This is a genomic window from Methylophilus glucosoxydans, from assembly GCF_042676145.1.
Taxonomy (GTDB): Bacteria; Pseudomonadota; Gammaproteobacteria; order Burkholderiales; family Methylophilaceae; genus Methylophilus; species Methylophilus glucosoxydans.
Window position 1 is genome coordinate 327533 of the sequence record NZ_JBHTJW010000003.1, and the last position, 23984, is coordinate 351516.

The 23984-nt window shown below is 50.1% G+C and carries 20 protein-coding genes; 11 read left to right on the forward strand and 9 right to left on the reverse strand.

The genetic code is table 11. The features are described from left to right. Positions 1-149: 149 nt before the first annotated feature. The 4 genes from carA to ACFQ1T_RS13280 all read left to right on the forward strand — a co-directional run bounded on the left by carA (position 150) and on the right by ACFQ1T_RS13280 (position 5593). Positions 150-1289, forward strand: a complete 1140-nt coding sequence (gene carA, locus ACFQ1T_RS13265; RefSeq protein ID WP_194747125.1) for a glutamine-hydrolyzing carbamoyl-phosphate synthase small subunit — start codon at positions 150-152, stop codon at positions 1287-1289. Continuing rightward, a complete protein-coding gene (carB, locus tag ACFQ1T_RS13270) occupies positions 1289-4504 on the forward strand; it encodes a carbamoyl-phosphate synthase large subunit (protein WP_194747124.1) in 3216 nt (1071 codons plus the stop codon). The genes carA and carB overlap by 1 nt, the downstream gene beginning before the upstream one ends. A gap of 92 nt (positions 4505-4596) precedes the next feature. Further along, on the forward strand, positions 4597-5079 hold the full coding sequence (gene greA / locus ACFQ1T_RS13275) for a transcription elongation factor GreA (protein WP_194747123.1): 483 nt from the start codon (positions 4597-4599) through the stop codon (positions 5077-5079). Between the two features lie 58 nt (positions 5080-5137). Next, positions 5138-5593, forward strand: a complete 456-nt coding sequence (locus ACFQ1T_RS13280) for a DUF4149 domain-containing protein (RefSeq protein WP_379077578.1) — start codon at positions 5138-5140, stop codon at positions 5591-5593. A 63-nt stretch (positions 5594-5656) separates the two neighbouring features. On the opposite strand, the gene yhbY is transcribed toward ACFQ1T_RS13280, so the two are convergent. Continuing rightward, positions 5657-5965, reverse strand: a complete 309-nt coding sequence (gene yhbY / locus ACFQ1T_RS13285) for a ribosome assembly RNA-binding protein YhbY (RefSeq protein ID WP_194747121.1) — start codon at positions 5963-5965, stop codon at positions 5657-5659. A 55-nt stretch (positions 5966-6020) separates the two neighbouring features. Between yhbY and rlmE the strand changes: the two genes are divergently transcribed. From rlmE to glmM, 4 genes are all read left to right on the forward strand, one after another. Then, positions 6021-6641, forward strand: coding sequence for a 23S rRNA (uridine(2552)-2'-O)-methyltransferase RlmE (gene rlmE / locus ACFQ1T_RS13290; protein ID WP_194747120.1), 621 nt, complete (start codon positions 6021-6023; stop codon positions 6639-6641). 147 nt (positions 6642-6788) lie between these two features. Beyond that, a complete protein-coding gene (ftsH, locus tag ACFQ1T_RS13295; protein ID WP_194747119.1) occupies positions 6789-8693 on the forward strand; it encodes an ATP-dependent zinc metalloprotease FtsH in 1905 nt (634 codons plus the stop codon). Positions 8694-8808: 115 nt separating this feature from the next. After that, positions 8809-9633 carry a dihydropteroate synthase gene (folP, locus tag ACFQ1T_RS13300; protein ID WP_379077583.1) on the forward strand — a complete coding sequence of 275 codons (825 nt, stop codon included), beginning with the start codon at positions 8809-8811 and terminating at the stop codon, positions 9631-9633. A gap of 48 nt (positions 9634-9681) precedes the next feature. Next, a complete protein-coding gene (gene glmM / locus ACFQ1T_RS13305) occupies positions 9682-11034 on the forward strand; it encodes a phosphoglucosamine mutase (RefSeq protein WP_194747117.1) in 1353 nt (450 codons plus the stop codon). 212 nt (positions 11035-11246) lie between these two features. Here the strand turns inward: glmM and ACFQ1T_RS13310 are convergent, their stop codons facing one another. The 7 genes from ACFQ1T_RS13310 to ACFQ1T_RS13340 all read right to left on the reverse strand — a co-directional run bounded on the left by ACFQ1T_RS13310 (position 11247) and on the right by ACFQ1T_RS13340 (position 20481). Continuing rightward, positions 11247-12110, reverse strand: coding sequence for a mechanosensitive ion channel family protein (locus tag ACFQ1T_RS13310; RefSeq protein WP_379077586.1), 864 nt, complete (start codon positions 12108-12110; stop codon positions 11247-11249). Positions 12111-12148: 38 nt separating this feature from the next. Next, entirely contained in the window at positions 12149-14098 is a 1950-nt protein-coding gene (locus ACFQ1T_RS13315) for an alpha-amylase family protein (protein ID WP_194747115.1), read from the reverse strand. A 29-nt stretch (positions 14099-14127) separates the two neighbouring features. Continuing rightward, the gene (locus ACFQ1T_RS13320) at positions 14128-16290 is read right to left on the reverse strand and encodes an HAD-IIB family hydrolase (protein WP_379077589.1); all 2163 of its coding nucleotides are present in this window, start codon (positions 16288-16290) and stop codon (positions 14128-14130) included. A 301-nt stretch (positions 16291-16591) separates the two neighbouring features. Next, positions 16592-17140, reverse strand: a complete 549-nt coding sequence (locus ACFQ1T_RS13325) for a flavin reductase family protein (protein ID WP_379077592.1) — start codon at positions 17138-17140, stop codon at positions 16592-16594. A 1-nt stretch (position 17141) separates the two neighbouring features. Further along, entirely contained in the window at positions 17142-17750 is a 609-nt protein-coding gene (locus tag ACFQ1T_RS13330; RefSeq protein ID WP_379077595.1) for an alpha-ketoglutarate-dependent dioxygenase AlkB family protein, read from the reverse strand. Between the two features lie 5 nt (positions 17751-17755). Then, a complete protein-coding gene (locus ACFQ1T_RS13335; protein WP_379077598.1) occupies positions 17756-18649 on the reverse strand; it encodes a hypothetical protein in 894 nt (297 codons plus the stop codon). 50 nt (positions 18650-18699) lie between these two features. Further along, positions 18700-20481 carry a glutamine--tRNA ligase/YqeY domain fusion protein gene (locus ACFQ1T_RS13340; RefSeq protein WP_379077601.1) on the reverse strand — a complete coding sequence of 594 codons (1782 nt, stop codon included), beginning with the start codon at positions 20479-20481 and terminating at the stop codon, positions 18700-18702. 167 nt (positions 20482-20648) lie between these two features. Here ACFQ1T_RS13340 and ACFQ1T_RS13345 point away from each other — a divergent pair, with 167 nt between their 5' ends. From ACFQ1T_RS13345 to ACFQ1T_RS13355, 3 genes are read left to right on the forward strand one after another with little or no spacing between them, the layout of a single operon-like run. Beyond that, positions 20649-21638: a biotin--[acetyl-CoA-carboxylase] ligase gene (locus tag ACFQ1T_RS13345; RefSeq protein WP_338657166.1), complete on the forward strand. Its 990-nt coding sequence runs from the start codon at positions 20649-20651 to the stop codon at positions 21636-21638. Continuing rightward, positions 21635-22435: a type III pantothenate kinase gene (locus tag ACFQ1T_RS13350; protein ID WP_379077605.1), complete on the forward strand. Its 801-nt coding sequence runs from the start codon at positions 21635-21637 to the stop codon at positions 22433-22435. The genes ACFQ1T_RS13345 and ACFQ1T_RS13350 overlap by 4 nt, the downstream gene beginning before the upstream one ends. Before the next feature lie 13 nt (positions 22436-22448). Further along, positions 22449-23330 (forward strand): SPOR domain-containing protein, encoded by an 882-nt coding sequence (locus tag ACFQ1T_RS13355; protein WP_379077607.1) that lies wholly within the window; start codon positions 22449-22451, stop codon positions 23328-23330. Between the two features lie 67 nt (positions 23331-23397). Here ACFQ1T_RS13355 and ACFQ1T_RS13360 read toward each other — a convergent pair whose 3' ends face one another. Further along, entirely contained in the window at positions 23398-23946 is a 549-nt protein-coding gene (locus ACFQ1T_RS13360; RefSeq protein ID WP_194747106.1) for a hypothetical protein, read from the reverse strand. Positions 23947-23984 lie beyond the last annotated feature (38 nt).

Genomic DNA, 23984 nt, shown 5'->3' on the forward strand with positions numbered 1-23984 from the left:
TAATCTAGGCTATAATGCCGCAATTCTGAACGGGAAGAGTCCAAAAAACTTTTCCCGTTTTGCACATCTACTCACCGCTGCATAGGGCCCTCGCAGGCATGTTGCGACCTTCAAAAGATGTGTTTCGATTCAAACTTAAGGAGCTAAAGGTGTCAAAAACAATTCCAGCGATTTTAGTGTTAGCAGATGGAACTGTTTTTAAGGGCATGAGCATTGGCGCTTCCGGTCATACAGTCGGTGAGGTGGTGTTCAATACTTCCATCACCGGTTATCAGGAAATTCTTACCGATCCTTCCTATACCGAACAAATTGTCACATTGACTTATCCGCATATTGGTAACTATGGTACCAATAGCGAAGATGTGGAATCTGGCAAAGTCTATGCTGCGGGTCTGATTATTCGTGACCTGCCCTTATTGGAAAGCAATTTCCGCAGTGAACAAAATCTTTCCGATTATCTCAAGACCAACAATGTAGTGGCGATTGCTGATATCGATACGCGCAAGTTGACCCGTATTTTGCGTGAGAAGGGTGCGCAAGCCGGCTGTATTATGGCGGGTGAGCATGTGGATGAGGCACAGGCATTGGCCCATGCACAGGGCTTCCCTGGGCTTGCCGGGATGGATCTGGCTAAAGTGGTGAGCTGTACACAAGCCTATGAGTTTACCGAGCAGGAATGGCAATTAGGCGCGGGCTTTAGCAAATCGGCTGAGCAACAGTTTCATGTAGTGGCATTTGACTATGGTGTGAAACGCAACATTCTGCGCATGCTGGTTTCACGTGGCTGTAAAGTCACCGTTTTGCCGGCCCAGGCAACTGCCGAACAAGCCTTGGCCTATCAGCCAGATGGCATTTTCCTGTCTAACGGACCTGGTGATCCTGAGCCATGTGATTACGCAATTAAAGCGATCAAAACCTTGGTGGATTCAGGCATTCCCACCTTTGGGATCTGTCTGGGCCACCAGTTGCTGGCATTGGCCAGTGGTGCAAAAACCCTGAAAATGAAATTTGGTCATCACGGTGCCAACCATCCGGTACAGGATGTGGAAAGCAAGCGTGTGTATATCACCAGCCAGAACCATGGTTTTGCGGCTGACCCGGCGACGCTGCCTGCCAATGTCAAAGTGACGCATGTGTCATTGTTTGATGGCAGCCTGCAAGGGATCGCGCGTACAGACAAGCCCGCCTTTAGCTTCCAGGGACACCCGGAAGCCAGCCCAGGCCCGCAAGAAATGAGCGTGTTGTTTGACCGCTTTATCCAGTTAATGCAAGAAAGAAAGTCCATCTAATGGCAAAAAGAACCGACATTAAAAGTATTCTGATTATCGGTGCAGGTCCGATTGTCATTGGTCAAGCCTGTGAGTTTGATTACTCTGGCGCACAAGCCTGTAAAGCCTTGCGTGAAGAGGGTTACCGGGTCATTTTGGTCAACTCCAATCCAGCCACCATCATGACTGACCCGGAAATGGCAGATGCGACTTACATCGAGCCCATTACCTGGCAAATCGTCGAAAAAATTATTGAAAAAGAGCGTCCTGATGCCTTGCTGCCAACCATGGGTGGGCAAACGGCATTGAACTGTGCCCTCGATCTGGACAAGCACGGCGTCTTGCAGAAATACAATGTGGAACTGATCGGCGCGACTAAAGAGGCGATTGATAAAGCCGAAGACCGTCAGAAGTTTAAAGAAGCCATGACCAAAATTGGCCTGGGTTCTGCACGTTCAGCGATTGCACACAGCCTCGAAGAAGCCTTGCAAGTGCAGGCCACTATTGGTTATCCGGCGATTATTCGCCCTTCGTTCACCATGGGCGGCAGTGGTGGTGGCATCGCCTACAATCGTGAAGAATTTATCGCCATTTGCGAGCGCGGCCTGGATGCCTCCCCAACCAACGAGTTGCTGATCGAAGAGTCGCTGCTGGGCTGGAAAGAATACGAGATGGAAGTGGTACGCGACAAAGCGGACAACTGCATCATTATCTGTTCGATTGAAAACCTGGATCCTATGGGCGTGCATACCGGTGACAGTATTACTGTTGCGCCAGCACAAACCCTGACCGATAAAGAATACCAGATCATGCGGAATGCCTCACTGGCCGTATTGCGTGAGATCGGGGTCGATACCGGTGGTTCCAACGTGCAGTTTGCCATCAACCCGAACGATGGCCGCATGATTGTGATTGAGATGAACCCGCGGGTGTCACGCTCATCTGCGTTGGCCTCCAAAGCAACAGGCTTTCCGATTGCCAAAGTCGCGGCCAAACTGGCGGTGGGTTTTACGCTGGATGAGTTGCGTAATGAAATCACCGGTGGTCAGACCCCGGCTTCATTTGAGCCATCGATTGACTACGTGGTCACTAAAGTGCCACGTTTTGCGTTTGAGAAATTTCCGCAGGCGGATAGCCGCTTGACGACCCAGATGAAATCTGTGGGTGAAGTCATGGCCATGGGTCGTAGCTTCCAGGAGTCTTTCCAGAAAGCGTTACGCGGTCTGGAAGTCGGTGTGGATGGTCTGGATTCGGTCACCGATGACAAAGACCGTATCGTCAAGGAAATGGGTGAGCCCGGTCCTGAGCGTATCTGGTACGTGGCGGACGCCTTCCGTTTGGGCATGAGTGTGGATGAAGTGTTTGATATCACCAAAATCGACCGCTGGTTCCTGGTGCAGATTGAAGAAATCATCAAACTCGAATTGTCATTGTCAGGCAAGTCGCTGGGGGATTTGACCAAAGAGACCCTGTTCCGCCTCAAACGTAAAGGCTTCTCTGACCGTCGACTGGCCAAGCTGTTGAGTACAGACCAGCATGCAGTGCGTGCTTTCCGTCAGGCGCTTAATGTGCGTCCGGTCTATAAGCGCGTAGATACCTGTGCGGCTGAGTTTGCCACCAACACGGCTTATATGTACTCGACCTATGAGGAAGAGTGCGAGTCCAATCCGTCGGACAAGAAAAAAATCATGGTGTTGGGCGGTGGTCCTAACCGCATTGGTCAGGGCATCGAGTTTGACTATTGCTGTGTGCACGCGGCGTTTGCCATGCGTGAAGATGGTTACGAAACCATTATGGTCAACTGTAACCCTGAAACCGTCTCTACCGATTACGACACCTCTGACCGTCTCTACTTTGAGCCGGTGACACTGGAAGACGTACTCGAAATCGTCAACATCGAAAAACCGGTGGGCGTGATTGTGCAGTATGGCGGCCAAACCCCGCTCAAGCTGGCGCGTGACCTCGAAAAAGCTGGCGTGCCTATCATTGGGACCACGCCAGATGCGATTGACCGTGCAGAAGACCGTGAACGCTTCCAGCAAATGCTGCATAGCCTGAACCTGAAGCAGCCGCCAAACCGCACAGCGCGTGCGCCAGAAGAGGCGATTCGCCTGGCGACTGAAATCGGCTACCCGTTAGTGGTGCGACCTTCTTATGTGCTGGGTGGCCGCGCGATGGAAATCGTGCATGAGCAAAGCCAGTTGGAGCGCTACATGCGTGAAGCGGTTAAGGTATCTAATGAGTCCCCAGTTCTGCTGGACCGCTTCCTGAACGATGCGATTGAAGTAGACGTGGATGCTTTGAGCGACGGTGAAGATGTGTTGATCGGCGGCATCATGCAGCACGTGGAACAAGCCGGTGTGCACTCTGGTGACTCTGCCTGCTCACTGCCGCCTTACAGCCTGAGCGACGACCTGCAAGATGAGTTGCGCAGACAAACCGTGCAAATGGCCAAAGCGCTGGGCGTGAAAGGCCTGATGAACGTACAGTTTGCCGTGCAGAACAGTGGGCAGGGCGATGTGGTATATGTGCTCGAAGTTAACCCGCGCGCATCCCGTACCGTGCCGTTTGTGTCCAAAGCCTGTGGCTTGCAGCTAGCCAAAATTGCGGCACGTTGCATGGCAGGTCAGACGCTGAAATCTCAAGGCGTGACCAAAGAAGTGATTCCGCCTTATTACTCGGTGAAAGAAGCTGTGTTCCCCTTCATCAAGTTTCCGGGCGTGGATACCATCCTGGGCCCAGAAATGAAATCGACCGGTGAAGTGATGGGCGTAGGGAACACCTTTGCCGAGGCTTTTGTGAAGTCACAATTGGGGGCCTCTGTGAAGATGCCTACTGGTGGTAGAGCTTTTATCAGCGTACGTAACGAAGATCACAAAAAAGTGATCGACATTGCACAGGACCTGGTTAAACTCGGTTTCACGCTAGTGGCGACCAAAGGCACAGCGCGTGCACTGGCCGAGCAAGGTCTGGAGGTGACACCGGTGAACAAGGTCGCTGAAGGTCGTCCGCATATTGTCGACATGATCAAGAACGATGAGATCAGTTTGATTGTCAATGTCACAGAAGACAAAAAGGCGATTACTGACTCGTATGAGATTCGCCGCAGCGCGCTTCAGAACAAGGTGACTTATTACACAACCCTGGCGGGTGCGCGTGCCGCTTGTATCGGCATGGCACAAAGCAAGGATATGGATGTCTACTCGGTGCAGGACTTGCACAAACGCCTTGGTTAACATACACTAGGCTTAGTTGATATTTAAATAAGCCACGCTCATTCGGGTGTGGTTTATTTTTTTTATACTCATTTTTTGAAGGTATTTTCATCATGGCAGTCAATCAGATTCCTGTCACCGTGAAAGGTGCAGAATTGCTCAAAGAAGAATTACAACGTTTGCGCGCGGTGGATAGACCCAATATTATCCAGGCGATCGCTGAAGCGCGGGCACAAGGCGACTTGTCTGAGAACGCAGAGTATGAGTCAGCCAAAGAACGGCAGAGCTTTATCGAAGGCCGTATTGCCGAGCTTGAGGCGAAATTGTCCAATCTGCAAATCATTGATCCAACCATGCTCAATGCAGAGGGCCGTGTGGTGTTTGGCGCGACCGTGAGATTTGAAGACCTGGATTCTGGCGATGCCAAAACCTACCAGATCGTGGGTGAGGACGAAGCGGATATCAAAAATGGCAAAATCTCGGTCAGTTCGCCAATTGCACGTGGCCTGATTGGCAAGTCTGAGGGTGAAGTCGTTGAAATCCAGTCTCCAGGCGGCGTGAAAGAGTACGAAATTATTGAGGTACTCTACGTTTAGTCCTTGCGATTGAATCATCTGGGATGCGTGAATAGTAGAAAATAGGAGCGTAGCAGCGATGGCCAAGCAATCAGGACTCACCGGATGGTTAAACCCGGTCTTACTTACGTTGTGGGTGGGGGCTTTGTGGATGACCGCCATCACCGCCAGTGTGCTGTTCAAAACCATTCCTGACCATATGCTGGCCGGAAACGTCGCAGGAAAGTTGTTTACCATTGTCAGCTACATTGGGCTTGTCAGCGGCTTGTTGTTGTTGATCCAGCGGCTGGCGAGTGACGGTTTTTCCGCATTCAAGCAAGGCCTGTTCTGGGTGATCCTCATCATGTGGATACTGGTCCTGATTGGCGAGTTTGGCATCCAGCCATTATTGGCTCAGCTCAAAGCCAGTGCTCTGCCAAACGATGTGATGCAAAGTGTGTTCGCCAGCCGCTTTAAAACCTGGCATGGTGTGGCGAGTATTGCTTACATGATTGAGTGTTTGTTAGGCGTCTGGTTGGTGGTCAAGTCGAACTGAGGCCAATAAAAAAACGCGCAAAGGAATGCGCGTTTTTTGTATCAGGCGTGTTTGTGAGCGTGATTACAGCTTGGGGATCACGATCTTCGCTGAGGCTTTCACGGTTTCGCTGGCGCGATAAAACACCAGTTGTTTGCCGATATGGTGCACGGCGATGGCGCCCGCTTTATCGGCGATCTCTTCGAATAATGATTTACGCAAATCGCGGTCATCGCCCGCCACTTGCACTTTGATAAGCTCGTGAGCATTGAGGCTAACCTCGATTTCCTTGAGTACCGCGTCTGTCAGGCCATTGTTGCCTATCATGACTACCGGATTTAAATTGTGTGCCAGACCACGTAAATAAGCGATTTGTTTGCTGTTTAATTGCATGCAAAATATTCCTTGAAAACAGACCGCATTTTAGCATGAAGCAGGAATTCCCCCTATGAAACCCTCCAAAACCAGTAAAGCCTGGATGCAAGAGCATCTCAATGACGAATTCGTCAAGCGTGCGCAAAAAGACGGCTACCGTGCCCGCGCTGCTTATAAGCTGCTCGAAATTGACGATAAAGATAAATTGATCAAGCCTGGCATGACCGTAGTGGACCTGGGGTCTACACCTGGCAGCTGGTCACAGGTCGCGGTCCAGCGCATCAAAGGCCAGGGCCGCGTGATTGCACTGGATATTCTGGAGATGCATCCGATTCCCGGTGTGGAATTTATTTGCGGTGATTTTCGCGAAGAAACGGTGCTGCAGCAATTGGAGGCCTCGCTGAATGGCAAGCTGGTCGATCTGGTGATTGCCGACATGGCGCCTAACATGAGCGGACTCAAAGATGTTGATCAGGCAGGGGCGACTTATTTGACGGAACTCGCCCTGGATTTTTGTCAGCATTGGTTGAAACCGGGCGGCAACTTTCTGGTCAAAGTCTTTATCGGCAGTGGCTTTGAGGAAATTGTGAAACAAATGCGAGGCCAGTTTGCCAAAGTCGTCACACGTAAACCTAAAGCCTCGCGTGATCGTAGCAGTGAAGTGTATCTGCTGGGCTTGCAGCGAAAAGCTTGAATTGCAATGCTTTTTTGCGTTTAGTTTGATCGCACAAGCAAAAAAATGGGTATACAATGCCATTGAAGGCTTGAAATTATGGGCTTTGCCTCCATTGTTTTCTTAGGGATTCTCCCTGCCTTTCGTTTTTAAAGTTAAGGAACCACTTTGAATAATCTACTGAAGAATATCGCGATTTGGGTAGCAATTGCCTTGTTGCTGATGACGGTATTTAATCAATTTAGCGGCACGGGCAGAAGCAGTGGCCAGGTGGTTTACTCTCAGTTCATGCAAGAGGTCAAGGATGGCCGCGTAGCCAAGGTGCAGATTGATGGTCGCTCCTTGCATGTGACTACCAACGAGGGCAAAAACTATGAGACATTCTCGCCTTCCGATCCATGGTTGGTATCAGACCTGCTTAAAAATAACGTTATCGTAGAAGCCAAACCAGAAGAGCATGAGTCCATGCTTATGAGCATTTTTGTCTCCTGGTTCCCCATGATCTTATTAATCGGTGTATGGATTTTCTTCATGCGCCAGATGCAAGGTGGAGGCAAGGGTGGTGGCCCATTCTCGTTCGGCAAGAGCAAGGCACGTCAACTGGATGAATCCAACAACAGCACCACATTTGCTGATGTTGCCGGTTGCGATGAAGCCAAAGAAGAAGTGGCTGAGTTGGTTGAATTCTTGAAGGATCCTAGCAAGTTTCAGAAACTGGGTGGCCGCATCCCGCGTGGCGTATTGATGGTAGGCCCGCCTGGGACCGGTAAGACATTGCTGGCCCGTGCGATTGCCGGTGAAGCCAAAGTCCCATTCTTCAGTATCTCTGGCTCTGACTTTGTGGAAATGTTTGTTGGCGTGGGTGCTGCGCGTGTGCGTGACATGTTTGAAACCGCCAAAAAGAACTCCCCTTGTATCGTATTTATTGATGAGATTGATGCGGTCGGTCGTCACCGCGGTGCCGGTACGGGTGGCGGTAACGATGAGCGCGAGCAAACGTTGAACCAGATGTTGGTTGAGATGGATGGTTTTGAGGCCAATTCCGGTGTGATCGTGATTGCAGCAACCAACCGTGCCGATGTTCTGGATAAAGCATTATTGCGTCCTGGCCGTTTTGACCGTCAGGTTATGGTCGGCTTGCCAGACATCAAAGGTCGTGAGCAAATCCTCAATGTTCATATGCGTAAAGTGCCCATTGATCCAGATGTTAGAGCGGATATTCTTGCCCGTGGTACACCAGGCTTTAGTGGTGCTGATCTGGCTAACCTGGTCAACGAAGCGGCGTTGTTCGCTGCACGTCGTAATAAACGCACGGTAGATATGCAAGATTTTGAGGATGCCAAAGACAAAATCTTCATGGGGCCAGAGCGCAAGTCTATGGTGATGCGTGAAGAGGAGCGTTTGAATACGGCCTATCATGAGTCCGGGCATGCGGTGGTTGCCAAGTTGCTGCCGAAAGCGGATCCTGTGCACAAGGTCACCATTATGCCGCGTGGCTGGGCGCTGGGCTTGACCTGGCAGTTGCCTGAGCATGACCGTATCAGCAATTACAAGGACAAAATGCTGGAAGATATCTCGATTCTGTTTGGTGGCCGGATTGCTGAAGAAATCTTCATGCACCAGATGTCTACCGGCGCTTCGAATGACTTTGAGCGTGCGACTAAAATGGCGCGTGACATGGTGACCAAGTTCGGGATGTCCGATTCGCTGGGGACCATGGTCTATGCAGGTAGCGAGCAGGATTCCTGGATGGGCAGTATGTCTTCACGGACCGTCTCAGAAGCCACGCAGCAAAAAGTCGATGCTGAAATTCGCCGTATCCTGGATGAGCAATATGCGATTGCGCGCAAATTGCTTGAAGATAACCGCGACAAAGTGGAGGCGATGACTAAAGCCTTGATGGAGTTCGAAACCATTGATGCTGATCAGGTCAATGACATTATGGCTGGTTTGCCAGTGCGTCCACCCAAGCAGAAAAATGGACCTACCATTAGTTCTGGTGGCAGTGGTTCAGGCACCATGGTAAACCCGGCACCACAACCAACGGCAAAAGGCGATGATACTGAGACCTAAAGCCTAACTAAAGATTGAGGTTCAGGTTGGCCACATGTTTGTGACAACCTGGCTTTCAGTTAAAATAACAAGGCTGGCTTTTGCCAGCCTTTGTTTTTTTGGAAATCAATGACCTATGCTCTTTCATTGTGGACGTTTTCGTCTCAATTTTGACCAGCCCCAAGTCATGGGTATCGTCAATGTTACGCCGGACTCCTTTTCCGATGGCGGTCAATTCCAGCAGGTGGATGCCGCGGTGCATCATGCGTTGACATTGATCGAACAAGGCGCCGCGGTGCTCGATATCGGTGGTGAGTCTACGCGGCCTAATGCGACACCTGTCTCCCTGACCGAAGAATTACAACGCGTGGTGCCGGTGATAGAGGCACTGGTCGCACGCGATATTCCCGTTCCGATCTCCATTGATACTTATAAGCCTGCCGTGATGCAGGCCGCGATTGCGGCTGGCGCCAGCATCGTCAATGATGTGAGAGGCTTGCAGGAACCTGGCGCGCTTGAGGTGGTTGCCAAGAGCGATGCCGGTGTTTGCATCATGCATATGCAAGGCATGCCGCAAACCATGCAGCTGGATCCTCATTATGAGGATGTGGTGGCTGAGGTGAAACTGTTTTTGCAGACCCAGCGTGATATGTGTCTGGCGGCAGGCATCGCCCAAGACCGCATTATGCTGGACCCAGGCTTTGGCTTTGGTAAAACGCGCGCGCACAATATTGCCCTGGCCAAGGCTTTGCCTGAATTTAGCGAACTGGGCTGCCCATTGCTGGTTGGCCTGTCGCGTAAATCGGTATTGGGACAAATGACGGGCAACGATGTCGACGCCAGATTGCACGCCAGTGTAGCTGCTGCCGTAATTAGTGCCATGCAAGGGGCACATCTGTTACGCGTGCACGATGTCAAGGCGACGGTTGAAGCACTCAAGGTGGTTGCTGCACTTAAATAGCCAGCTCAGCATGACCATACACAAGCATAACGATTAAAGGATACACACATGGGTAAGCAATATTTCGGTACAGATGGCATTCGCGGACGCGTCGGAGAGTCGGTGATTACGCCAGAGTTTGTCATGCGCTTGGGCTATGCAGCCGGACGTGTATTGGCCAGCCATGAACACTTGCCTGCGGGTAAACGCCCCACAGTATTGATAGGCAAAGATACGCGGATTTCTGGCTATATGCTGGAAGCGTCCCTGGAGGCCGGATTGTCTGCTGCTGGGGTGGATGTGCTGCTGACTGGCCCCATGCCGACACCTGCCGTGGCCTATCTAACGCGTGCCTTGCGTGCGCAGGCCGGCATTGTGATTTCTGCTTCACACAACCCTTACTATGATAACGGGATCAAGTTTTTCTCTGCGCAGGGCACCAAGTTGCCGGACGAGATCGAGTATGCGATTGAGGCCGCGCTGGCCCAGCCCATGCAGGTGATGGATTCCGCGCAACTGGGCAAAGCGAAGCGTGTCGATGACGCAGCGGGCCGCTATGTCGAATTCTGTAAAAGCACGTTTCCCAATCACCTTGATCTGCGTGGCCTCAAAATTGTGCTCGATTGTGCGCATGGCGCCACCTACCATGTCGCGCCGCCGGTGTTCCATGAGTTGGGGGCAGACGTCATCGCTATAGGCAATCATCCTGATGGCCTCAATATTAACGAGCAGGTGGGTTCCACTCACCCGCAAGCCCTGCAAAAAGCCGTGGTGGAACATCAGGCAGATTTAGGCATTGCCTTTGATGGCGATGGCGACCGTGTCATGATGGTCGATGGTGCAGGTAAGCTGCTGGATGGTGACCAGTTGCTTTATATTATTGCCATGGGCCTGTATGCCAAAGGCAAACTCAAGGGCGGCGTGGCCGGTACCCTCATGACAAATTTGGCCCTGGAACACGCCTTGCAAAAGCATCAGATTCCGTTTGGCCGTGCCAATGTCGGCGACCGCTATGTGTTGGAGCTGTTGCAGGAAAAAAACTGGAAACTGGGCGGGGAGAATTCTGGCCATATCCTCACGCTGGATAAACACTCGAGTGGTGATGCGATTATTGCGGCCCTGCAGGTGTTGCAGTCCTTGCGTGAAAGCGGCAAGTCCCTGCAACAGCTGGGTGCTGACCTGACGCTATATCCGCAGGTGTTGATTAATGTAACCACCAAACAAAAGCTGGACTTGAACCAGGCGGCCGTGCAAACAGCTGTGCAACAAGCTGAGGCTGCGCTTAATGGAGAAGGCAGGGTCTTGTTACGCGCTTCTGGCACTGAGCCCAAAATCCGCGTGATGGTCGAAGGGTTGAACCAGAGTTTGGTGCAAGCCCAGGCCGAGCATTTAGCACAAGTGATCCGTCAACTGACTAATTGAGCAAACAACATATAGACGAATTTTCTATTTTCACAAATGCCTCAGTTTGCTGGATGGGTCTGTGATATCTGAATTTATCAGCTACCTTCAGCCCTTCGGCTTACATATTTTTGTGGCCTAGTGTATCTGGCATTCTCTTGAGGTTGTTTTACCTGCGTTGTCAAAATATCACTTTGGCAGCCACAAGAAAGCGGAAGATTTCTCACTTTTTATCATGCGGCCTGTTTGCCTTGATAAACCGTAAGGTGTGGAAAGGGAATCTCAATACCTTCTGCATCAAAGGCATTCTTGATCCGTTTCAGGTACTCACGTTTGATGGTCCACTGCTGTAAAGGAAGTACCTTTAAACGACAGCGAATGACAACAGCAGAGTCTGCAAGATTGTCGACTCCAGCCATCTCCAGATTATCCAAAATAATAGGTTTAAATTCGTCGTCCATACATAAGTCTGCTCCAACTTGAAGCATGACTTGTATGACGCGTGCCACATTCTCTTTGTAAGCTACACCAATATCCATTACCGCATAAGCAAAATCCCGCGAGCGATTGGTTACCGTGCTGATCTGGCCATTGGGCACATAATGCACATTGCCTTCGTAATCGCGCATCTTCACATAACGCAGCGTAATTTCTTCCACCAAGCCAGCTTTGTCGGCAATTTCCACGACATCATCTTTGCGAATCTGGTTTTCGAGTAGCAGAAAAAAGCCATTAAAATAATCCTTGACCAAGCTCTGCGCGCCAAAGCCCACTGCCAAACCAACGACCCCGGCTGCCGCCAGTACTGGCGCAATCGAAATCCCAAGCTCATGCAGGATTTCAACCACGGTAATCGCCAGAATCACGGTGGTGACGATATACCGCAGCACCATGCTGAGCGTGTTGAGGCGTTTGATCTCTTCCAGGTTGTCTACTTGCCTGGAGTTGAGCTTATCTCTGAGTTTCACAATCAGGCTTTTGCTCAGCCGGTTGAGAAAATAAGCCACGCCAATAATGAAAAAAATACGCAGCAGGGTTTTTACCAGCGCCAGTATTTCCGCAGGTTGCTCTATTCCTAAGTATGTAAACCAAGACATGGTGTCAAACACTCCTTTCGATCAATAAAGTAAATGCACTAACTGGAGAGCCAATAAGCGGTCAGGGTCGGGATTTCTAGAGTCTCCTGCTCGGTGGAGATCGTTGAGCCACTGCATAAATCCGTCATCATCCTGGCTTTAAACAGGCCGCGTTGCTTAAACGGCTGCAGGTTGACCTGTTGCGCTTGTGTGGCAAAGTTGGCAATTACCACCACGTTGGCATGCATGCCAGAGGGTACATAGCGGTGGAAGGCGAACAGGTGCGGATTGTCTTGTGTAATCAGCGCGCGGTTGTTTAAATCGGCAAAGGCTGAAGTCTCCTTGCGGATCGCAATCAGTTGCTTAATCTGGCTGAAAATCCGTTGTTCGACGGTGCCTGGCTGATGACGGCGTGCCATCACCTCCCAGTCCAGTGTCGGTCTGTGTACCCAGCGGTTGTCGTGCATTTTGTTTTCATCTTGCAGATAACTGTCGTTATTGAGCGTACCAACCGCATCGCCATAGTAAATCAGCGGGATTCCGCCAAACGACAAAATCAGGTTATGCAACAAGACGATGGTTTTGATCGCATTTTCAATCGCCAGCGGATCCTGTGTTTGCAGGGCCATTTCCAGCCCGGCCAGTGAGGCCAGTGCGCCAGAAATACGGGCATCGCCGGTTTTTTTGTTGACGCCAAAGGCAAAGCCGCGTGCATTCGATTCAGGGTAATGTCCGGTGTAATAATCGACCAAAAAGCGGCGATGTGACACCGGTTCAAATCCGGCTTCGATAATGGCTTTATCACTAAAGCCCAGGCCAATATCATCATGGCAGCGCACATAATTGAGCCAGGTTGCGCGGTCCAGTTTTTCCGGCAAGTCCTCCACGCCCTTGGTCAGTAATACGGTACGTTTGGTGGCGACTGCATCCCAAAGCAGTGCCATAAATGTGGCGTTATAGGCAATTTCACATTCCTTGGCGTTGATGGCATCTTCACCAAAGTATTTGATAATTTCTGTTGGCGAAACTATCGCTTCGGCAATAAAGATCACGCCGGGGGCTGCAATCTGGCAACAATCCTTGAGCAATTGCAAAATCAGGTGGGCTTCGCGCTCGTTCTGGCAGCTGCTACCGATTTTTTTCCACAAAAACGCTACGGCATCCAGCCGTAGAATATCTACGCCCTTGTTTGCCCAAAACAGAATGATGTCCACCATCTCAATAAATACGGCAGGGTTGGTGTAGTTGAGGTCCCACTGGTAATGATTAAAGACCGTCATCACCCATTTGCCGGTGTCTGCGTTAAAGGTAAAACTGCCTGGGGCCTGTTCAGGAAACACTTCCGGCATGGCGCTTTCAAATAAGTCAGGCATCGTGCGGTCAGGATACATGAAGTAATAATCCTGATAGGTCTGGTTGCCTTGTTTGGCTTGTTGCGCCCAGGCATGCTCATCTGAGGTATGGTTGACCACCACATCCAGCGTTAGCAGGATTCCGCACTGCTGCATGGCGGCAATCAACTGTTCCAAATCTTCCATCGTGCCATGGCGCGCATCCACTTTCCTGAAGTCGCGTACTGCATAGCCGCCATCATTCTCATGTGGGGGGCAGTCACAAATCGGCATGATATGGACGAGGTTGATGCCGAGATCTTGCATATAGGGCAGCTTGTCACGCATATTGGCCAGGCTGCCCGCAAAGCCCTGGCTGTAGAGCGCCATACCCACCCACTTTTGCTGCATAAACCAGTCATGGTTTTTTTCGCGCTCCAGGTCTTTTGCACGCAAATGTGGCGCGCGCTGTGCATATTGTGTCGCCAGCACTTCCACCAGCCGCCCCAGTTGTGGCTTAAAGTCTTCGCGCTGACCATACAGATGCTGAAACAGCGAATAAATGGCGTAAAAGTTAGCGCCCAGCCGGGTATAAAAATAGTGCCAGTCTTTGCCAGCCGGTTGTTTGAACGAAGACAGAATCTCGTTCAACACCGCGTGGGAAATTTGTTCGTACATGTATCAAGGTCCTTGTTGATCTGATTATTTCAGGCTGTTGCGCTGCCGAATTTATAATGGCGCATGCCCTCCAGAATGCCGTGCGCATGCGTGGCCTCGGCAAAAAAGATCCGTGGCATGCCTTTTAAATGTGCCAGTTCTTCGCTATGGTTACCCACTACGACGGCCATGGTGTCGCCCATCAGCATCTCAATATCATTGCCAGAGTCGCCTGCCACCAAGAAGTTGGCCAGTGGCAAATCCCATTTGTAAGACAAATAGCGAATGGCATGGCCTTTGGAAGCGCGAACCGGCAAGATATCCAGAAACTCACCGTGTGAATAAATGATTTGCGCGTGCAGCCCCTGCTTGCGCAGATGCTGGCGGATTTTTTTCACAGGCGGCATCTTGCTGGCATCCACCACATAAGAAATTTTGAATTCACGCTGGTTTTCAGCAGATTGCAGACGTAGCCCAGGCAACTCCGCTAACGCTTTTAGCAAGTCATCACGTCGCCATAAATGGCGGATATGGTTAGCCCAGCCGATATCTGGCGTGCGGTTGAGCCCATAGTGAATTTCCGAGCCGACGGAGGTAATGAGCACATCCGGGATAGGAATATTGTTTTTACGCAATATCTCAATCGCACTCTCCAGCGGGCGCCCGGTGGCGATGCCAAAAATGTTATAGCCGACATTGGCCACCAGCCATTCCACCAGGTCCAGCTGCCCCTGTTGGTTGCCAAGCAAGGTGTTGTCTATGTCTGTGATAAACGCATATTTTGCCAGCGGGATCGGTGACTTGCCTTGATGCAGCGCGGCCTGCTGCTTGCGCAGGTTTTTGCGTTGTTTTCTTAGCAGTTGGTGTACCTCTCTGACATATTTGTTCACATGGCCCGCCCAGGTGTAATGGCGTTTGACATTTAAAACACCACTCTTGGACCATTTGTGCCAGCGTGCTTTATCCGTGAGAGCTGAGAGCAGGGCGGCAGCAATCGCATCGCTATCGAGCGTGTCTACCAGCAAGCCATGATGACAATTGGCCAGAATATCGCGCGGGCCGCCATCATCTGGCGCAATCACCGGCAGGCCGCAAGCCGCGGCTTCGAGCAAGGTCAACCCAAAAGGCTCAGTAAAGGCGGCGTTGATAAATACGCCACGGCTTTTGGCCGCCATGCGGTACAGCTCTGGGATATCTTCTTGCGCATGACTTTTGGGAATCGCTACTTTGCCCCATAAGTCATAGGCATCAATATCCAGCAGCAATTCATTCAACACCTGTGCCTGCGATTTTTCCAGGTCTCGAATGCGCTCTCGGCTACCGGCGACCAGCACCAGGTTAGCCTTCTTTTGCAGCGCCGGGTGGCTGCCATAAGCTGCTAGCAAGCCCTTGATGTTTTTGCGCACCTCGGGCCGGCAAATACACAAAATCATCGGCTTTTTCGGGTCATGCAAAAAGCGATGGATACTTTGCTCCAGCGTTGCTGGCATTGCCCGGCGGCCTGGCGGCGAAAAGCGCGATGTGTCTGTGCCGGGCGAGATGACGCGGAAGCGCTGATGATCGGCTTGCGCATACATGCCATATTGCAGCTCAACCTCCTGGCGTGTGCTGGTCACGATCATCGAGGCATGCTGAATTAGCGCATCCTCCTCGGCAATGCGGCGCTCAAAATTAAACTGCTTTTCAATCTTGTCTGCCTTGCGGCCACTGGAAAGCAGCCGCGCCTGCTTGGGTTTGCCCAGTGAATGGCCAGTATGAATGAGCGGAATGCCCAGCAGCATAGACAACTGGCGGCCCACATAGCCGGCGTCGGCATAGTGGGAATGGATCACATCTGGCAAGCGTCCTTGTTGACGTAAATAGTGTAGGCAACGGTCCACCATCTGATCCAGATGTGGCCATAACAACTCTTTGCGGATGTAGCGCTTGGGCCCGCATGGAAAGCGGATAATGCGCGCCTTATCGCTAAGTTTCTCTTCAGGCTGCGCATAATCGCTCGCCACCTGCGGGTCGTCGATCAACCGCGTCATCAGGTCGACCTTGCCGACTTGCGGATGCTCCGCCAACGCATTTGCCAAATCCAGTACATAAGTGCATTGCCCGCCGGTATCGGCATCCACGCCCAGCTCAAGTTGCTGGCCACGAATCAAACCATGTACGCTGATTAGCAGCACGTACAAGGATTCTGAGGGTTCTTTTTTATTCACACGCATGGCTACCTCCACTGGCTCACCACAAAGCAAGGCAATTGCACCTCAGGCCTGGCAACTGCAATTGATCATGATGAAAAATGCTGCAGGACTTCACGTCCATTAGATTGAAAGATGCTGCTTGCATCCATGTTTTCCGCAAAGGAAATAAGCGGGATATCAGGCCTGTAATACCCCTATTTCAACTACAGGCTATTAAATTGACATCAATTTAAAATAAAAAGTTTCAACTTTTAACAAGATTGCAGGCAATAAAAAAGCCCTGACCAACAGGGCAGGGCTGATTTTTTGCATGAGTTAGAGGCTAGTAGGCTTGACCGGTAGCAAAGAATACGCCACCCGCAATATGGTGGATGGTGCGTAACTCGTCATGCCCCTCAAAATGCCATTGGCCATCACTAAATACACGCGCATCGGCATGCGCCGCGATCACTTCAGCAATAAACAAGTCGTAAGTGTTCTGGTTATGCGGCTCGGGGATGATTTTGCACTCCAGCCACGCCACGCAATCTTTCACCAGCGGCGCGCTGATTTCCTGTGCAGCCAAGGTCTCAATGCCGTATTCGGCAAACTTGTCGCTGCCTGGCAAATCACGGCCGCTGATACTCCCCACCTTTTTCACCATCTCGATTTGCTGCACGCAAGGCAGGTTAATCGCAAACGTGCCTTCCGCTTCCATCAGTTCACGCGTGTAGGTTTTGCTGTCTATCACGACGGTGACTTTGGGTGGATTAAAGTCTAAAGCGCAGACCCAAGCGGCGGCCATGATATTACTTTTACCATCATGCGCAGAAGTAATAATAACTGTTGGGCCGTGATTGAGGAGGCGAGTTACGTGTTTAATATCTAACAATCTACAATATGTACCTAAAAGTTAAATTCACACGAGCCCCCAGTTTAAGGGGCTCTTTGGGGATTCCGTGGATCCAATTTTTTTGTATATCTCCATCCATCACAATTAGGCTTTCATCGGTAAGATAAATTTTCATTGGAGCAATAGATTTATTTTTTTTATGTTTAAAAATAAAGGTTCTTGTTTCGCCTAAACTTAGAGATGCAATAGAGGGATTTTCACCTAGTTCGGGTTCATCATCACTGTGAAAACCTAAGCTATCTAATCCACTTCTGTAATAATTTAATAAGACGCTATTGAAATTCTTTTTACACACTTCTTCTATTTTTTTCTTGATACTTAATAAAAGAGGCGTCCATGCAAGAGGTTCGAATTTGTTGCCAGAGTATGTATAGTTTTTACCTTTGTCTCCATACCAGGCGATTAATCTAGGTTGTATAAATGTTTTCCCCCATACTGTTATTTTTTCTTCGCGCCATGGGGTTTCTAGAATTAACCTGGATAATAAGTCTTCGTTAGAGCAGTCGAATTTTAAAGACTGCAACGAGTAGAGATCACCATCTGACATAGGTATTTTGATTAGTTCAGATGGTGATTCAAATAAGTCCATAAACGTTATTGTTCTTTAATGAGAAGTCTAAAAGAAATCTGACTTCTTAATTTTGGTTTATTGGGGAATTTTGTTAAATACTCTCCAAAAACACTTAATTGTTCATTTGAACTAGGGGTGACAGTTGCATCGGCGCTTGAGATAACCTTCATACCTTTCTCAGACCACTTATTATCAAAGTAAGTTGTGAAATCTGTATGTGCATTATCAATAAAGATAAAGGCTGAGCCTGTTTTGGATTTTGTGAAAATGGTATCCCAGAAATTTTCTAAATCTTCTTTATCCAATCTGGATACTTCGGAAACGAAATAGCTCAACGTAAAGATGTCAGAATCAAGGAACTTTTTTTGATATTGCCAAGATGTTGAGTCAGTAACGTCCAATGGTTGGAAGTTCGTATTTAAAATGATTTCTTTTAGAGAAGTTTTGTTATCTATTTCAGTCCATGAGTCAGCCCATGCTTGCTCTTTATCACAAAGGTAACATGTTACGCGGCTTACCTTTTGTTTATCTAAGCTGAGAAGGTATTTTAATAAACCAACAATATCACTCCCTGGCCCTCCACCGATGCAAGAAATTTTCAATATATCTTTAAGAAAAATACTTTTTATCGGCTCAAATTTGTCAGGATTTTTTAATTCAAGATTTTCTAGCAATTGGAAAATATAGTCAGCATGAGATGCGACGTATTTATAAACGTAAGCAAACCGTGTTGCAGGCTTTTTGTAATTTATGCCAGGAGAGTTTTTGTCAGTAAGTTTCTTATAATTATCAGCTAAATATTCAATCTGTTCTTTAATTTCCTTGTCAGTCGCTGACTCATCACCAGAATGTTCATTTTTTGTTTCTTTGTATAGATCATCCAAAACTAGTTTTACTAATTCAAAGATTGTTTTCATTTGGATACCCCTTTATTGTTTTTAATTTTTTGATTTCGAATCAATCAAGACTACTTCTGCCAGTTATCCTTCAATGTCACCGTCCTATTAAACACCGGCTTACCAGCCACACTGTCTTTTCTGTCGGCGACAAAATACCCGTGACGCTCAAACTGGTAACTATCACCTGGTTGTGCCTCTTGTGCGCTTTGTTCCAGTTGGGCAGTGATCACTTTGACAGAATTCGGGTTAATGTCTTCTAAAAAGTCTTTATCGCCGCTACCTGGATGTGGGTCTTTAAACAGTCTATCGTACAGGCGGATTTCAGTAGTGTAAGCGTGATTGGCGCTGACCCAGTGGATATTGCCTTTGACCTTGACGCTATCCGCACCTGGCGTGCCTGACTTGGTGTCTGGCAGGTATTCGCAATGCACGGTGGTGACGTTGCCAGCCGCATCTTTTTCGCAGCTGAGGCATTTGACCACGTAGCCATAGCGCAAGCGCACCATATTGCCGGGGAACAGGCGGAAGTAGCCTTTGGAAGGTTCTTCCATAAAGTCTTCGCGCTCAATCCATAACTCTTTGGAGAGTTTGACCACGCGTTTGCCTAAGTCTGGTTTTTGCGGGTGGTTAGGGGCGTAGCAGTCTTCGTCTTGGCCTTCTGGGTAGTTATCAATCACCAGTTTGATCGGGTCGAGCACGCCAATTTTGCGTGGGGCAGATTCGTTGAGAACTTCGCGCATGCAGTCTTCGAGGATGCTGTACTCTATCCATGAGTCGGCTTTAGACACGCCGATGCGGTCAGTGAACAGTTTGAAGCCTTCAGGGGCATAGCCACGGCGACGCGCGCCTGCCAGTGTCGGCAAGCGAGGGTCGTCCCAGCCAGTGACGTGTTTTTCTTCGACCAGTTGAATCAGCTTGCGTTTAGAGAGCACCACATAGGTCAGGTTGAGGCGTGCAAATTCATACTGGTAAGGTACCGGTTTGTTAATCATCCCGGCATCAGCCAGATTGTCCATCAGCCAATCGTAGAAAGGGCGCTGGTCTTCAAATTCTAGCGTACAGATGGAGTGGGTGATGGTTTCCAGTGCATCTTCAATCGGATGCGCGAAGGTGTACATAGGATAGATGCACCATTTGTCACCGGTGTTGTGGTGGTGGGCGCGGCGGATACGGTAAATCGCGGGGTCACGCATATTGATGTTGGGCGAGGCCATGTCAATTTTGGCGCGCAATACCATGCTGCCATCGGCGTGTTTACCATCGCGCATTTCTCTGAAGATGCGCAGATTTTCTTCTATGCTGCGGTCGCGGAATGGCGAGTTTTTACCTGGTTCGGTCAGCGTGCCGCGGTTGATGCGCATTTCATCGGCGCTTTGCGCATCGACATAGGCTTGTCCGCGTTGAATCAAGGCTTCGGCAGCGGCATACATAAAGTCAAAATAATCGCTGGCAAAGTAGAGATTGTCTTCTTTGCTGCCATCCGGGCGCGTATTGTCCCAGTCAAAGCCCAGCCACCGCACCATCTCAGTGATGCTATCTACATATTCCTGGCTTTCTTTTTCTGGGTTGGTGTCATCAAAACGCATATGACAGATGCCGCCATAATCACGCGCTAACCCAAAGTTGAGAAACACCGACTTGGCATGACCGATGTGCAAATAGCCATTCGGCTCGGGCGGAAAACGGGTGCGAATTTTAGCAAAATCGGTTTGTCCGCTGGCGTGATGCATGGCATCGCCTGGCGTACCAGCCCATTTCTTTTCGGCATATTTTTCTTCGGTAAGGTCTCTATCAACAATAGCACGGATAAAATTGGAGGCGGCGGGGATGGGTTCTTTTTCTGTCGACATGGCGGTTCTTGAAGTTGCTAAAGTGTGCTTATTTTACACGGTTAGCGACCTGACCCAAAACGCTTAATACAGGGCGTTTCGGGCTTTTATCGCCCGGCCTGACAGGGCGGGTATGCTACACTGCGGGCTATGAATATACGCATGATTATCGCCACTCACCAGTTGTTATGAACAAGCTGGCATTTCCTATTCTGGCCGTGCTGGCGGATGGCAAATTTCACTCTGGTGAAGACTTGGCCCAGCGTTTTGGCGTCACGCGCGCCACGGTATATAACGCGATTCAATCTGCTGAGCAGCTAGGCATCAAGGTGTTTTCAGTCCGTGGACGCGGATATCGCTTGCCCAAGCCGCTGACCTTGCTCGATGCAGATCAAATTACCCAGGCCTGTGGCGAGTATGCGCCCTGGTTTCATGTGCAAGTGCTGGCGCAGGTTGATTCCACTAACCGCTATTTAATGCAGGAGAGTGCGCGCGGTATTGCCCATGCGACCTGTGTGGCGGCGCATATGCAGACAGCCGGGCGCGGTCGACGCGGCCGTTCCTGGCATTCTCAATTGGGTGGTAGCCTGACTTTTTCATTGCTCTGGCGCTTTCAATGTGGTGCGGCTGGCTTGTCTGGCTTGAGTCTGGTGGTCGGTTTGGCATTAGTGCGGGCCTTGCACACGATGGGCTTAACCAGCGTGCGCTTAAAATGGCCGAATGACTTGCTGGTGTTGCAAGCGGGCAGTTGGCACAAGCTGGGCGGGATTCTGATTGAGCTGCAGGGGGATATGGAAGGCCCAAGTGCAGCGGTGATCGGCATAGGCCTCAATTTGGAATTGGAGGCTGACTTACAACAGCAGATTGACCAGGCGGCGATGGGCCTAAATCAGTTGTCGGGTGCGCCTGTAGACCCTAACCACTTGCTCGGCCACTGCTTGAACCAGTTGGCGCAACACTTAAGCCTGTTTGCCGAGCATGGTTTTGTCTATTTTCAGCCCGAGTGGACGGCGTATCATGCTTTTGAGCAGCAAGCTGTGAATCTGCTGTTAGCCAATGGCCAGTCGGTTCCCGGTCGCGTGGTTGGCGTAGCTGAAGAGGGCAGTTTGCTGGTGGAAACCGCTGCCGGTATTCAGCGCTTTAACGCAGGCGAAATCAGCGTTCGGAGTGCGTCATGAAACTGCTGATTGATGCCGGCAATAGCCGCACCAAATGGGCCTGGTGTCCTGAGCAATCGAGCCAGCCGACAGCGCTGCAGATCAATACCCTGGATAATCAAGACTGGTTTGAGGGCACCGCACAGGCGCAAGCCTTGCACGCCGCAATTGCTAAGGCGAGCCGGATCTATTTAAGCAATGTGGCGGGCGAGCGCTGGCTGCAAGCCTTGCCCGAGCGGGATCAACGTTTGCAAGCTATTGTCGCCACCTCTTTATCCTTGGGCTTGCAAAACAGCTACAGTCAACCCGCGCAACTGGGTAGCGACCGCTGGTGCAGCCTGTTAGCGGTATGGCGTAGCGAGGGAAAATCAGCATTGGTCGTCAGCGCGGGTACCGCAATGACGATGGATGCGCTGCTAGTCAAGCAAGAAGTTAAGCAAGAGCTCAAACAAGCACAGGCGATGTTTGCTGGCGGCAGTATCCAGCCTGGCTTGCGACTAATGTGGCAAAGTTTGCAACAAGGGGCGGCGCAACTCGATTATGCCTATCCCGACCTTGACGCTGGCACGGATGGCTTTGCGCAAAATAGCCAGCATGCCATGTGGGTAGGCTGCGTGCAGGCGCTGGCTGCTTCGGTGGCTGCCCAATATGCGCGCTTGTGCCAGCAACTGGATCATGTGCCATTATTGTTCATGAGTGGCGGCGATGCAGATTTAATCGCCAGATATTTGCCGCATGCATTGTCAGCACAGGCGATTATTGTGGATAATCTGGTATTAAAGGGATTGGCCTGCCTGGCTAAGTGTTCAGACGAATGAAAAGTATAAGTGAATGAAAAAAATATTCTGGATATTGGTATTGCTGAATGTGGTGGTGTTTGCTTATTTTGAGCGCGATGCCCTGTCACCTGCCGTCAGTAGCCTCAAACCAGAGCTCCAGCCACAGCAAATTAAAATCCTCACCGAGCAGTCATTGCTGTCTTACCCCACACGCCATCCAGAGGCGGCGGTAAACGAGCCTTCCGATTCGGTAGTGCAGCCTGCTGATAGCCATGTGCCTGCCAGTGAGCCAGTGTCAAAACCAGATGCCCAGGGTGCTGAAGCTAAACTGCCTGAAACCAAGCCATCTGAGCAAAAATCTCCTGAGCCTAACAAGCCCGTGAGCTCCAACGTGGTGGAAGCGAGACCCGCTGAAGCAAAGCAGGCAGAAAAAGCCCCGTCGGCTAAGCCCGCAGAACAACATGCCGCGACGGCTGGCGCATGCTATGAGTGGAGCAGCTTCAACACCGCGCGCTTGAATGAAGCCTTGAGCCTGGCACAGCAACTCAATATCAAGACTCATACCAATCTGATCGGCAGTCCGCAGGATAATGTGCGCTACTGGATTTATAAACCGCCGCTACCAACTGCCGAGGCTGCGCAAATCAAAGCCGATGAATTACGTAAACTCGGTGTGGAGGATTTCTTTGTTGTGCAAGACGACCCCAAATGGCGCAACGCAATCTCGTTCGGAGTTTTTCGTGATGAAAAACTGGCCGATAAGCTCATGCTAGACCTCAAAAATAAGGGGGTAAAATTGTTGATTAAAGCGACCCGTAATGGCGGTCAGGCGGTCATCAAAATGCAACAGGTCTCGCCACAACAACTTGTTGGTTTGCAAAAGGCGCGTTCGCAGTTTCCAGATGCCGTGCTTAAAGAAATACCTTGTAATTAAAATTCACAAGGCGTTAAAACGATAGACATCAAAAAACCCGCATTCGCGGGTTTTTTGATAATCAATCTTACTGTTGTGCTGCTTTTTGAGCTTCTGCTGCTTTTTTGGCCGCTTCTTCTTCCTTGGCTTTATCTTCTTGAATTTTCTTCAGCAAATCCCCATTGGCTTTCAGGCCTGTCATGATTTGATTATCTACATTGTTTTTACGATCAAACACAAGACTATCGCCTAAAATCACTTTTACCCAGTCTGGATAGCTGTAAGCCGTCCCCTTGTTGTGATCAACAATCGCGCCTATGCCACCGCCAAACAGAATGTTACCCCACATCCCGCCATTGGCTCTGGAGACCAGAACAGCAAAACCAGACTCTGCATTATCCTTTTGACATTTAATTTCGAGGTTTTGACCAGAGCGATGCACAACCAGGCTACCCGGTGTTTTGGTGGACCACTCACCGCGCTCATTTTTTGCCGTACATTTGGCATCTTCAACGAGTTGATCTTGTTTGTTGTATGTTTCAACGCGAATCGGTTGATTTGAATCTTTGGTAATCGACGCACAACCCGAAAACAGAAGGCTGCTTGCCATCACAAAAGCGACGTGATGATATTTCATATACTCCCTTATGTTGTTATTAGTTAACTCCCGTGAGC